Annotated in this window: 8 protein-coding genes and 1 tRNA gene; all 9 read right to left on the reverse strand. The window is 72.7% G+C overall.

Features of this window, described 5'->3' with window-relative positions; genetic code table 11:
* Positions 1-40 precede the first annotated feature (40 nt).
* The 9 genes from AC1VL8_RS03555 to AC1VL8_RS03595 all read right to left on the reverse strand — a co-directional run bounded on the left by AC1VL8_RS03555 (position 41) and on the right by AC1VL8_RS03595 (position 13083).
* Entirely contained in the window at positions 41-1015 is a 975-nt protein-coding gene (locus AC1VL8_RS03555; protein ID WP_483074166.1) for an ABC transporter substrate-binding protein, read from the reverse strand.
* Positions 1016-1115: 100 nt separating this feature from the next.
* Entirely contained in the window at positions 1116-2252 is a 1137-nt protein-coding gene (locus AC1VL8_RS03560) for a LacI family DNA-binding transcriptional regulator (protein WP_483074167.1), read from the reverse strand.
* A 131-nt stretch (positions 2253-2383) separates the two neighbouring features.
* A complete protein-coding gene (locus AC1VL8_RS03565; RefSeq protein WP_483074168.1) occupies positions 2384-2752 on the reverse strand; it encodes a hypothetical protein in 369 nt (122 codons plus the stop codon).
* Positions 2753-2932: 180 nt separating this feature from the next.
* The gene (locus AC1VL8_RS03570) at positions 2933-3343 is read right to left on the reverse strand and encodes a hypothetical protein (protein WP_483074169.1); all 411 of its coding nucleotides are present in this window, start codon (positions 3341-3343) and stop codon (positions 2933-2935) included.
* Positions 3344-3484: 141 nt separating this feature from the next.
* On the reverse strand, positions 3485-4522 hold the full coding sequence (locus AC1VL8_RS03575; RefSeq protein WP_483074170.1) for a hypothetical protein: 1038 nt from the start codon (positions 4520-4522) through the stop codon (positions 3485-3487).
* Between the two features lie 825 nt (positions 4523-5347).
* Entirely contained in the window at positions 5348-5563 is a 216-nt protein-coding gene (locus tag AC1VL8_RS03580) for a hypothetical protein (RefSeq protein WP_483074171.1), read from the reverse strand.
* 698 nt (positions 5564-6261) lie between these two features.
* On the reverse strand, positions 6262-12009 hold the full coding sequence (locus AC1VL8_RS03585; protein WP_483074172.1) for a DUF6531 domain-containing protein: 5748 nt from the start codon (positions 12007-12009) through the stop codon (positions 6262-6264).
* Positions 12006-12707, reverse strand: a complete 702-nt coding sequence (locus tag AC1VL8_RS03590; protein ID WP_483074173.1) for a hypothetical protein — start codon at positions 12705-12707, stop codon at positions 12006-12008. The genes AC1VL8_RS03585 and AC1VL8_RS03590 overlap by 4 nt, the downstream gene beginning before the upstream one ends.
* A gap of 289 nt (positions 12708-12996) precedes the next feature.
* Positions 12997-13083: transfer RNA gene (locus tag AC1VL8_RS03595), tRNA-Ser, on the reverse strand.
* Between the last annotated feature and the right edge of the window lie 12 nt (positions 13084-13095).

Below are 13095 nucleotides of genomic sequence, written 5' to 3' on the forward strand. Positions count from 1 at the left end.
GGCGGGGTGGGCCGGGACCGCCCACCCCGCCCGGCGTGGCTCAGTAGGCGCGGGCGTCCACGTCGGCCTGCGTGATCGTCTGGTCGAAGGCCTGGTCGACGACGATGGTCTCCTTCGGGACGTCCTCGCCGTCCGCGACCTGCTGGATCAGCTCGGCGAGCTGGTCGCCGAACACCGGGTTGCACTCGACGACGTAGTTGAACTTCTTGTCGACGAGCGCCTGGAGGCCGTCGCGGACCCCGTCCACCGACACGATCTGGATGTCCTCCCCCGGCACCTTGCCGGCGGCCTCGATCGCCTCGATCGCACCGAGCCCCATGTCGTCGTTGTGCGTGAAGATCAGCGTGGTCTCCGGGTACGCCTGCAGCGCGGCCTCGACGGCCGTCTTGCCCTCGGCGCGCGTGAAGTTGCCGCTGGCCTTGCCGACGACCTGGTCCCCGACGATCTCGTCGAAGCCCTCCTCGCGGTCGATCTGGGCGCCCGAGCCGAGCGTGCCCTGCAGCTCGAAGATCTTCGCGTCGGGCGCGTTCTCGGCGACCCACTCGCCCGCGGTGGTGCCCTCCTGGCGGAAGTCGGCCCCGATCCAGGTGACGTACGGGTCCTCGACGGTGGTGTCGACGGTGCGGTCGACCAGCACCACCGGGATGCCGGCGTCCTTGATCTCCTGCAGCACCTCGTCCCACCCGGTCTCGATCACCGGGGAGAACGCGATGACGTCGACGTCCTGGGCGACGAAGTCGCGCAGCGCCTTGATCTGGTTCTCCTGCTTCTGCTGCGCGTCGACGAAGTTGAGGTCGAAGCCGGCGTCCTCGGTGAGGCTCGCCTTGACCGACTCGGTGTTCGCGGTGCGCCAGCCGCTCTCGGCGCCGAGCTGGGAGAAGCCCACGCGGATCAGGTCGTCACCGCCGTCGTCGCCGCCACCGCCGCCGGAACCGGAGCTGCACGCGGCCACGCCCAGCAGGGCGGCCAGGGAGACGGCACCGAACGCGGCCCGCCGGGACTGTCGTCCGAACATGAACTCCTCCTTGAGTCACTGGACCGACGCCTGTGTCGGTGGCGAAATTGTGATCGTTCACAATCCGGCGGGTCAAGGGTGGGTGGTCACGATCCGGTAACTACCCGGGGACGGTGCGGGACGCCGGCGCGCCGGCGCGGGGCGGGGCGGTGCTCGCGCGGACGCGGACCGTCGCACCGACGTTGCCGTCCACCGCGGGCGCGCCGGCGATGGCCGCGACCATCTGGTCCAGGCACCGCCGACCCAGCTCCGTGAAGTCCGGCGTGATCGTCGTCAGCGGCGGGAAGAAGTGCGCCGACCCCTCCACGTCGTCGAACCCGATGACCGACACGTCCCGCGGCACGCGCACCCCCGCCTCCGCGAACGCGTGCAGCAGACCCAGCGCGAGCTGGTCGTTCGCCGCGAACACCGCCGTCGGCAGCTCCTCGCCCGCGGTGCGCGCCTTCGCGACCAGCTCCTGCCCGATCCGGTAGCCGGTGCTCGCCCGCCAGTCCCCCGGGATCGGCTCGCGCGGGGTGATGCCCGCCTGCCGCATGGCGTCCCGCCAGCCCCGCGACCGCGACCGCGCGTCCAGCCACGACTCCGGCCCCGCCACGTGCAGCACGTCGGTGTGCCCGAGCTCCAGCAGGTGCCGCGTCGCCATCCGGCCGCCCGCGTACTGGTTCACCGCCGCGGTGTACACCCCGCCCGACAGGTCCGACGGCCCCAGCATCACCACCGGCAGCTGCTCGTGCGCGAAGCCCTCCACGGCCCGCACCGCGTCGTCGTGCGACGCGATCACCACCGCGCCGTCCACACCCTGGTCCAGGAAGTGCTCCAGCGACCCCCGCACCGAGTCCACGTCCCACTGCGTCACCGTCGCGACGCTCACGTACATCCCGGAGCTGCGGGCCGCGTTCTCCACCGCGATCAGCGTCATCGTCGGACCGTGCAGCGGCGAGTCCTCCGTGACCACGCCGATCGACCCCGTCCGGCGCGTGACCAGGGCCCGCGCCACGGAGTTCCGCCGGTAGCCCAGCTCGGCGATCGCCGCCTCGACCTTCGCGCGGGTGCGCGCGCTGACGTTCGGGTGGTCGTTGAGCACCCGCGACACGGTCTGGTGGGACACGCCCGCGCGGCTAGCGACGTCGAGGATGCCGGGGCGTCGGGGGCGGCCGTCGGGGTCCCGACCGGCCCGGGTCTCCGGAACCGCCCGTCCCGCCTGGTCCAGGCGCGGCGTGTCGGATCCGGACTGCATCGCCCGTCCACCCTTCTGGCTACGACTGCGGCGACCGCGGCGCACGCACGAGGGTCCGCGCGCCGGTGCCGGTTCCTGTAGTGAACGTTAACAGGCAAGTGGGGGCCGTTGGCGGCGGGCGCGGGACCCGACTAGACGAGCATCCCGAGGACGAACGCGCCGGGCGCGAGCGCCACGACCAGCGCGACGTCGTCCAGGCTCGGCCAGGCCGGACGACGCACGACCCGGTCATCGTCGGGCGCCCGGTCGGTCAACGCCGGGCGCACCGACTCGATCCGCTCGACCACGTCGTCCACCACCGACCGCCGATTCAGGATCATCGCGATCCTCGCCCGCTGCACCGCCCACAACCGGTGCTGTGCACCCGAGGAGGTCACGACCACCACCAGGTCCCGCGCCACCACCTCCCGGACCGCGCGCCACGGGACGTGCAGGTCGAGCAGGAGGTTGCGGGCGTGGATGCCCGTGGCGTCGCAGGTGATGGTGCCGCGGCTCAGCACGAGGGCGAAGAGAAGCCGAGAAGAGCGCGGGCCCCAGGCCGAGCCCGGCGTCGGCATCGCCCCCGACGTCCACACCCGACACGAACGCGATGACCGCGGCCAGCACCAAGAGCACCACTCTCATGACCCGCATCCCGCGCGACATCCCGAAGACCAGCGGGACTTCTGTGACCGCGACGCTCACAGGACCTCCTCCGACCGCTCCGCCACCTGCACGCCCCGCTCGGTCAGACGCAACCAGAAGCCGTCACCCATCGAGTGCCAGTCGAAGCGGTCGAGCTCTCTCGCCGCCCGGTCGAGCCAGTCGGCGGGCGTCCCGCGCCAATCCTCGAACCCTGACGCGCGGAGCTCGCCCGGTACCAGAAGACCGTCGTCGAAGACGCGCGCAGCAACGCCCAGCACCCGTGTCCGGCCCACTGTGCTCAGCGGGTACTCGCGTCCCGACCCTTCGTAGTTGAGAGTCTGGTTCGGCAGCCAGTCGATCAGACCCATCACGAGGATCCGCTCGAGCGACGCCTGCTCGCTACGCAGATCAACGCCGCAACCCGCGTGCTCCGCGCCGCCCCTGAGCCGATCGAGGAGCCTCCGCACGCGTCCCGCCGGCCTCACCCCGCCTCCCGCGAACGCGCCGCCACGAGGCCGCCTCCCGGGCACGAGACACGGTGGTGCGTTCCGCGTGAACCCTCGAGGGACACCACCATCGGGGCACTCGGAACCGTCGCGTGCACGTGGTCACCCATGCACGTACCCCCCGACGAGAGCACCCAGTGGGACCACGCCGACGAGCGCAGCGAGCTCGACGCGAGTCGGTCGAATCAACCGGCGTCGGACCGGACCCGGCGGATGCTCACCTCTCGCCCCGAAGAGATCCAGCGCGCCGCGGAGCTCCTGGACCACTCGATCGACACGGGACTCTGCGCCGTTCATCGCCGCGATGTTGGCTCGCTGGACGGCGTAGAGGCGGTGACTCCGTCCGTACCGGTCATGGACGACGACGCGATCGGCGGCCTCGATCGCAGCTATGGCAGCCCACTCGATCCGCCACTCGAACACGAGATTCCTGCTATCAAGTGCGTCAGGGCTGGCGTAGATCCAGGATCGAGCCACGAAGAACCATGCCAGCACCGCAAGTTGCGCAATCACCACAGAGAACACGCGAGCCCCGAACTCGAGGCGTGGATCAGCGACCATCGTGGCCGTAGCCGCGGCAAGAACGAGAACCACGACACCCACGGAGCGCGTTGAATCCGAAATCCTGAAGAGCATCTCTCCTGCTTTCAGCGCCGCTGAGAGGCGGTGCATGCCAGTGCCGGAATACCCCACGCATCGTGGGCCCACCTGGCTTCTCACTGGCGTGGATGATCTCTGAAGAGGACCTCGGGCGCGATGATCCGTCGCGCCCGTGACTGCGGGTAGTTGATCGCCAGTCTCGCCAGGCAGTAGCCACCGAGCGGAGCCGGAGCCACGGCGGCCAACCCCAACCACAGGGCGAACGTCCCCCCCGACGGTCGAGCCCACGACGAACGCCATGACCGGGACCGCCAGGCTGGAGAGAAAGGTCGAGTAGGCGGAGAGCGCCTCCTGACGTGGTGGCTTGTCGGCACGTCCCGGCACGGCGGTCGGAACCTGGGCGAGGAGCGATCCCCACACGATGCCCATCAAGCCCGCCCCGATGATCCTGACCGCTCCCTCCGGGTTTCCTGCATACGCGCCGATCGCGCCCATCGCCGCACAGGCGAAGAACCCTGCGGCAAGCTCCAGCTTCAGCACATCACCCTCCACGTGAATCACGAGCGCGGCCGGAAGTGGCCGCTCAGAGCCACAGCCCGAGCGCGTAGACGCCGGGACCGAACCAGGCGACCGCGGCCAGCTCGCGCAGGCTCAGCCACGCGATGCGTCGGCTCACCTCCGCTCTCGAGGACGGCCCCCGATCAGCGGCGAGCCGGCACGCCTCGATCTGCTCGACCGCCTCCTGCACGAGAACGTTCCGCGGTCGCCGGCTCGCTTTCGCTTTGACCACGAGACATCAATCTCACCGAGACGGGATGAAGCATGTCAGGAACTGGCTGGTCGTCGCGGTGGGCACCTGTGCCGAATCTCGTTCGTCACCGGGGGCGCTGAAGTCAGTATCAATTGCCACGCTCTATTCACGATAGGAACACGCTCGAGAAGTCTCCACTCTTTCATTCGACATGTACCTTTCAATCGGGAGTACGAGAGGCGGCCAGCGCGTATCCCGCCCAAGCGAGCGTCATGACTCCGTAGGCCACCGCCGCCGCCAGCGGCGCGATGAGCGCGCGACCGAGCCAGAGGCCTGAGGCGGCCGCGACCAAGGCGCAAAAACTGGCCACGAGGCACCAGCGGTAGAAGCGCTCGGACCCGGCCCTGGTCGCCTTATCAGGAACCTGAGCCGCTTCAATTCGAAGCCGGCGAGCAAGCCGCCCCACCACGGCGGTCGCGCCAGCCGACACAGCCACGGACAATAGCGCGACTACCCCAGGTCGAACCAGCGCGTATGCCGCTAAGAAAGTGGCAGGAGCTCCGAGAAGGAGACTCGACCGCGCGACCGCGCCGACTGGGTGCCGATCGTCCATGTCAGCGAATCTCGAAGAACAAGAGGTACGACCCGAGGACCATCACCACGGGATAGAGAATCGACAGCATCCTGGCAGGCATCCTCGTCGGCTCGCGCGTGAGTCGCGGCGCGCGAACGGCGAACTCTCGCAGCAGAACCTCGACCGAGCGATGCTTGATCGCACACACAACTCCCGCGACCAGCAAAATGCTGGCGACTATGAACTGGACTAACATCCAACCTCATCTCCATGTGTAGCCGACTTTAATAGCGCAACCAGCTCCTGCGCCTGGCGAAAATCCGACGCTCGGGGACATGTCAGGCGAGAATTCGAGCCCCACTGTCGCCCCTCCTGGTCCTACCTTCGCCGTGCATTCAGGAGTCACGGAGTATCCGCCATCTGCGCCATTTGATATTGCGAATGTCAATCCGGCGTCTACCCGAGCCCCCAAACCGGTTCCCGCGTAGAAGAAGAAGCCTGACCCCGCATCCTCGTACCCAACGGCAAGGTCGAGGCAGATGAACGCGCACGCCCCGAGAACCACCCTCGGAGCGGCCCTGAAAGCAATGATGCTGTCGACGATTAATCCCGCTACATGCTCTTCAAGCCAAGCAATTGCGTCGTAGAATGCATGCCGTGCATGCGTCATACTTTCACGTGCGGTGGGTTTGGACACCAAACCCCCTGGGCTCTGCGGACTAACGACGGTGCGCTTGCCCCGCTGAGGGTTGGCTTTCTGCTGCACCGTCTCCTCGGGTGAGACCCCAGGCCTCCACCCCGGCGCATAGGCCGACGTCGGCGCCGCGGACTTCTTGGCTGCCTGAGCCTTCTTGTACGCCTGGACGCTGCCCCACTGCCCGTCGATCAGCATCCCCGCGAACCCGAGCACGTCGACCTGCGACACCGGGTTCCCGGTCAGGAACGCGAACCCGTTCAGCGTCGCCGGCGCCGTGAGCAGCCCGCGCCACGCATCGCGCGTGGCCCACGTCCCGGACACCGGGTCGTAGAGCCGCTGGTGGTACCCGACCGTCCCGGTCGCCAGGTCGCTGCAGCTCCCCGGAGTACCCGACGTCGGACGCCCACCCGTCCGTACGCGCGGTCGCCGCCCCGAGGTCGTCGTACGTCACCTCCTGGGTGATCGCCGTCGGGCCACCTGCGCCGGAGGCCTGAGCGATCACGGAGCCGAGCGCGTCGACCAGGCCCCAGCGCACCGGTCCGTCGAGGGTGCCCGCCAGGCGGTCGTCGGCCTGGAGCGCGAGGGTCCCGAGCTGGTCGCGGACCAGCGCGATCGTGTCGCCGCCGGACCGGCCCGCCACAGCCGTGAGGCCGTCGTAAGCCCAGGACGTCGAGACGGTGCCGGTCGCGGTCTGCGTCGCGGTGCCGACGGCACGGCCCAGGCCGTCGCGGGTGGTGGTCGTCGTGGCGTCGTCGGTCGCGTAGGAGCGGATCCGCCCGGCGGCGTCGTAGTCGGCGGTCATCCGGAAGCTCGGAGGCGAGGGCCGGGTCCCCGGTGGCGGTGGCGGACCGCCGGGCGCCGTTCGCGTCGACGGCGTACGCGACGTGCGCCGTGGCGTCGTCGCGGGTGACGTCGGCGGCGACCAGGCGGTGCGCCGCGTCGTAGGTGGCCGCCCAGCTGCTCGTGCCGTCCCGGGTGGTGCTCGACCGGTCGGTCCGGTTGCCCGTCGCGTCGTACGCGTACGTGGCGGTAGCGCCGTCGGTGCTGCTCGACCCGGTCAGCCGGGACAGCGCGTCGTAGGCGTACGTCGTCCGGTGGGCAGCGGCCGGGGCCGCGAGCGCCGCGGCGGGCTCGGTCGCGGCGGACACGTCGCCGGTGGTGCGGGTGCGGGCGGTGACGTTCGACGCGGGGTCGTAGGCGTAGTCCAGGCGGACGCCCTCGCCGTGCGCGGCGACCGGGTCGGACGTCGGCAGGGTGCGGGCGCCGAGGTAGTCGGCGGCGGCGCGGCACCGGGTGCCGGCGCCGGACTCCGGGATCGTCCGGCCCGCCAGGTACGCGGACGCGGAGGTGCAGGTGGCCGGCGCACCAGCAGACGCGAGCGACGCGGGCTCCGACGCGGTGACCGCCGCCGACGGCCGGGGCGCGTCGGGGACGACGGGCGTGAGGTGCGCGAGCGCGGTGAGTCGCCCCGCCGGGTCGTAGGCGAACGTGGACGCCATGCCCGGTGCCCCGTCGGCCTCGGTGCGGGTGGTGGCGGTCAGCCGTCCGGTCGCGTCCCAGGCGTGGTCGAGGTCGCCCCACGGCGTGTGCTGGGCGACGAGCCTGCCGGCGAGGTCGTACGTCGAGGCCACGGTGTCGCCCGACGGGAGCGTCAGGCCGACCACCTGCCCGGCGTCGTCGTAGTCGTACGCGAGCGTCTGCTCGGCGGCGTCGGTCTGCCGGACGAGCCGACCGGCGGCGTCGTAGGCCCACGCGGTCGCGCCCGTGGGGTCGGTCATGGCGATGGGCAGGCCGCCGGCGTCGTACGTGAGCTCGACGGTGCTGCCGTCGGCGTACCGGGTGCGGACCAGGTCGCCGCGAGGGTCGTAGGAGTAGCCGGTGACCCGGCCGTCCGCCGCCCGCGTCCGCGTGACCCGGCCGGCGGCGTCGTAGCGGGCGGTCGTGACCGACCCCACCTGGTCGGTCTCGCGGACCACCCGCCCCGCCGGGTCGTACGCGAACGACGACACGCCGCCGCGCGCGTCCGTGATCCCGGCGAGCCGGCCGTCCCCGTCGTAGGCGTACGCGGTGGTGGCCGCCAGGTCGGTGCCCGCGCCCTCGACCACCTCCACGAGCTGCCCCGCGGCGTCGTACGCGTACCGGGTCGCGGTGCCGAGCGGGTCGGTGGTGCTGGTCTGGCGGCCGGCCGCGTCGTAGCCGTACCGGCCGACGGCTCCGGTGGGGTCGGTGACCGAGGTCAGGCGCCCGGCGAGGTCGTAGCCGTACGCGGTGACCGCCCCGAGCGGGTCGGTCGCGGCCACGACACGCCCGGCGAGGTCGTACGCGGTCGTGCTCACGTCGCCCAGCGGGTCCGTGACCGCGACGACCCGGCCGGCCGCGTCGTGCGAGAAGCCCGTCACCGCGCCGAGCGGGTCGGTGACGGCGGCCACCCGGCCCGCGGCGTCGTACGCGTACGCGGTGCGCGCGCCGAGCGGGTCGGTTAGGGCGACGACCCGGCCGGACCGGTCGTGCTCGCGCGTCCAGGTCTGCCCGCGCCGGTCGGTGACCCCGGTCAGGTTCCCCACGGCGTCGTACGCGTACCCGGTGACCTCCCCGACGGGGTCGGTCACCGCGACGAGCTGGTCCACGGCGTCGTACGCGTAGGTCGTGGTGGCGCCGACCGGGTCCACCTCGGCGACCAGCCGGCCGGCGGCGTCGTAGGCGTAGGCGGTGGTCCCGCCGGCCGGGTCGGTGACCGACTCCAGGCGGCCCGCGGCGTCGTAGGTCGACGTCGTGGTGCCGCCCTCCGGGCTGGTCTCGGCGACGACCGCGCCCGTCGCGTCGTAGGCGACGCGCCACGCGCCGCCGACCGGGTCCCGCACGGTCACGGGCCGGTACGCGTCGTCGAGCTCGTAGGCGACGACCCCGCCCTCGGGGTCGGTGCGCCGCACGAGGGCGTCCTCGCGGTTGTACGCGTACGTGGTGACGCCGCCCTCCGGGTCCGTGACGGACGTGAGGCGGAACATCGCGTCCCAGGCGTAGCGGGTGACCGCTCCGCCCGGGTCGGTGACCGACGTCGGGTGGTCGTTCGCGTCGTACTCGATCCGCACGACGCCGCCGTCCGGCTGGGTCTGCGCCACCAGTCGGTCGCCGTCGTCCCAGGCGTACGACGTGGTCGACCCGGCCGGGTCGGTGACGGCGGTCAGGCGGTTGGCCGCGTCGTACGCGTACGCGGTGACCGCGCCGGTCGGGTCGGTCGAGGTCACGACGTTGCCCCGGCCGTCGTACGCGTAGCCGCGGGTGCCGCCCGCCGGGTCGGTCTCGGTGAGCACGTCCCCGGCCGCGTCGTACGTCGCCGTGGCGGTCGTGCCGTCCGCGAAGACGACCGCGTCGACGAGGCCGCGCGGGGACAGCGCCCACGTCGTGCTGCGGGTGCCGCCGTCCGCCCCGCCGGGCTCGGTGACCGACGTGAGGGCCCCGGCGCCGTCGTACGCGTACGCCGTGACGGCGCCGTCCGGCCCGGTCCGCGTCGCCACGTCGCCACGCGCGTCGTAGGTGTAGCGCGTCACGCGGCCCTCGCCGTCGGCGAACCGGGTGACCCGGTCCGCGCCGTCGTACGTGAACCGCTCCGTCTGGCCGGCGGTGTCCTCGGTGCGGACCACGCGGTAGCGGGCGTCGAACCAGTACGTCGACGGGTTGCCCTCGTTGTCGGTGTAGACGACGTGCCGCAGCCCGTCCGCGTCGGGGGTGTCCGCGTAGGCCCAGGTCCGGAGGTTGTCCTGCGCGTCCCGCTGCTCGGCGACGCGGCCCGCGGCGTCGTAGACGTTGTGCAGGTAGCGCACGCCCGCGGGGTCGGTGGCCGTCACCATCCGGTGCGCGCCGTCGTAGGTGAACCCCCGGGTGCGGCCGTCGGGGCCGGTGATCGTCGTGAGGTCGCCGGCCCCGTCGTAGGTCAGCCCCCACGCCCGGCCGTCCGGCAGGGTGAACGCGGTGATCCGCCCCGCGTCGTCGTTCGTCACGGCGATCCGCTGCCCGGCGGCGTCGGTGATCGCGGTCAGCGGCACGAACGCGTCGTCGCCGTCCGGCTGCCCGTAGGTCAGGGTCGTGACGTTCCCGGCCCGGTCGGTGACCGAGACGAGCTCGCCGATCCCCTCGAGGTCGCTGGTGTCGTAGACGCGGCGGGTGCCGTCGGCGTCGGTCTGCTCGAGCACGCCGCCGGCGACCTCCCGCAGCACCGACGGGTCGCCCGGGTCGGCGGTGAACCCGCCGGCGCCGTCGGGCTCGTGGACGAACGAGGCGCCGTCGCCGCGCACGACCAGCACGGACCCGTCGGAGAACCGTTGCGCGCGCCCGCCGAGGTCGAACGACCAGCCCGCGCCGACCCGGGTGGGCCGGCCGTCCTGGGAGTTGTGGACCAGGGTCACCTCGGTGTCGGTGCCGCCCGGGCCGGGCAGCGCGAACAGCGGCTCGTCCTCGACCAGGTTGCCGGTGGAGAACGACACCGGGTCGGCGCCGTACACGAGGTAGTTCAGGTGCCCGAGCAGCCGCCACCGCGCCAGGTCGGCCGCGCTGGGCCGGTCCGGCCACCCGCCGCCGAAGTAGTCCGTGCAGTTGAAGCCCTGGCCCTCCAGGTGCTTGCCGAGCCCGGTGAACACCCCGTTGACCAGGTGGTCGAAGCCCCCGTCGATGACGGGCCAGTCGTAGTTGTGGTTGAGGTGCAGCGCCTCCAGGTGCACCTTCGCGCCGGGCAGGCCGGCGTAGTCCGCGTACGGCAGGCTCGGGTGCACGTCGATCGCCAGGGACGGTCGCCCGGTGTACCCCGGCAGCTCCTGGTGCAGGCGGATCCCCGCGTCCACCGACAGCGGGTCGCCCCGGAAGTACACCCGCGACCCGCCGCCGCCCTCGCTGCCGCCCGGGCCGCCGGCGAACGAGTTGAACCCGATCGTGAGCAGCAGGTCCGGGTCGGCCGCGGCCGCGACGCCCGCGCGCAGCTGCCGGGACACGGTGGGCGTGCTGCCGTCGCGGGTCAGCACGACGTCCGCGTGGCACGCCTGCCCGAACAGCTGCTGGAGCCCGGTGGCGAGCCGCACGTTGTACGGCAGCTCGGTGACGTGCGCCCCGTTCGGGGCGGTGACGCTCGCGACGTCGTTGTCCGGGTCCAGCACGATCCGCGGGCGCGGCTCCGGGTCGTTGGGGGTGCCGACGACGACGAACTGCGACAGGTGGTCGAGCTCGCCCACCACGGTCGACGTCGCGGCGTCGAGGTACGACGCGACCCGCACCCACGGCTCGGCCGCGGTCTCCCGGGTGAACAGGCGCACGGTGCCCCGGTCGACGTCCGCCGCGCGCACCCGTGCCGCGTCGACGGCGACCTCGAGCCGCAGCCCCGGCACGACGTCCGCGTCGGTCGCCGGGTCGTCGGGCGTCAGGGGCTCGACCGCCGCCGACCGGGCGGGGAAGGACGTGACGACACCGCCGGCCCCGTCGGTCGCGACGACCTCGAACGGGTCGACCAGCAGCACCGCGTCCGCCGGCAGCCCCGGGTCGACGCCCGCGCGGGACCGGGCCGAGGGAGCGCCGGGGAGGTCATCGACCCGCACCGCCAGGTCGGCCGGCACCTCGTGCCCGGAGAACTCCGCCCTCACCCCGAGGTCGTCCGCGACCACGGTCCCGCCCTCGCCGGCGACCACGGTGCCGTCCGGGCCCTGGGCGGGTTGCGTGAGGGTCCGCGTGAGGTCGCCGAGCACCGCCGCGGCCTGGTCCCCGGTGAGCGGGTCGGGCGCCGGGGCGTCCGGCGGCTCCGTGGTGGCGGCCGGGGCCGGGTCGGTGCCGGTGAGCTGCGCCGCCCACGCCCGCGCGCGCTCGACGACCTCCGCGCCGGACAGCAGCCGGAGGCCCTCGTCGGCGGCGACGGGACCGCCGACCGACACCAGCAGCGTCCCCGCGACCGCGATCCCCACGCCCCGGCGCAGCGCCCGGCACGCGCGCAGCGTCCGCAGGGTGCGACCCCGACCGGGCGGCGTCACGGCGCGACCCCGCCGTCACCGCCGGGTCCGCGTCCACCGCCGGGTCCGGGCGCCGCGGTCGTCACCGTCCGGCCCGCCCGGCGCACCAGCCAGGTCCCGCCGACGACCGCCCCCAGCGCGGCGAGCAGGACGGGCCACCAGTCGCCGCCGGTCCGTGCCAGGCGCCCCGCCCACCGGTCGCCCCACCACGACCCGCGGTCGTAGACGACGCACGCGTGCAGCTGGTCGGCGTCCGGCACCCCGTCGCCGTCGTAGTCCTCCGACCCGGTGGCGCAGGTGGTGTCGCCGCAGATGACGACCTCCGCCCAGTCGCGCACGCCGTCGCCGTCGACGTCCTCGCGCCCCGTCGCGCACACCGTCGAGCCGCAGGTCAGCAGCTCGGCGTGGTCCGGTATCCCGTCGGCGTCCCGGTCCGCACCCGGGTCGGCGTCGGTGGTCGATCCCGACGCCAGCACCTCGACCCAGTCCGGCAGGCCGTCCGCGTCCGCGTCCTCGTGCCCGGTGGCGCACGTGACCGACCCGCAGACCACCTGCTCGACCGCGTCGGGGATCCGGTCGCCGTCGCCGTCGCAGGCGCGCTCACCGGGGGCGCACCGCAGGTCGGCGGGCGGCGGCGCGGCCGACGCGACGGCGGCACCCCCCGCCGTCCCGACGCAGCCCAGCAGCAGGACGAGCAGCACGCGGCACGCGGCACCCACGCCGGACCCCCTCGTTCGTCGGTCGCCGCACCCCGGGACGGGCAGCGGCTGACGACAAGCAAGGCGGAACCGGCACTACTCAACGGACCATCTGGTCCGATCTCGCGGGCGATGAGGTGGTGCGGCGACCCCTCAGACGGGGTAGATCGCGCGAAATGAGGTGGTGCGGGGCAGATCACCGACCTGCCTGGGTAGGTGGTCGGGGCGTCCACGGACCACCGCGGAGATGACGACAGCCCGAACCCTGATCAGGGTTCGGGCTGTCGCGGACGCCTCTCGGCATCACACGCGGTAGCGGTGGGATTTGAACCCACGGTGGACTTTCACCCACACACGCTTTCGAGGCGTGCTCCTTAGGCCGCTCGGACACGCTACCTCGGCAAGGGAG

Source organism: Cellulomonas sp. KU4C, from assembly GCF_056868065.1.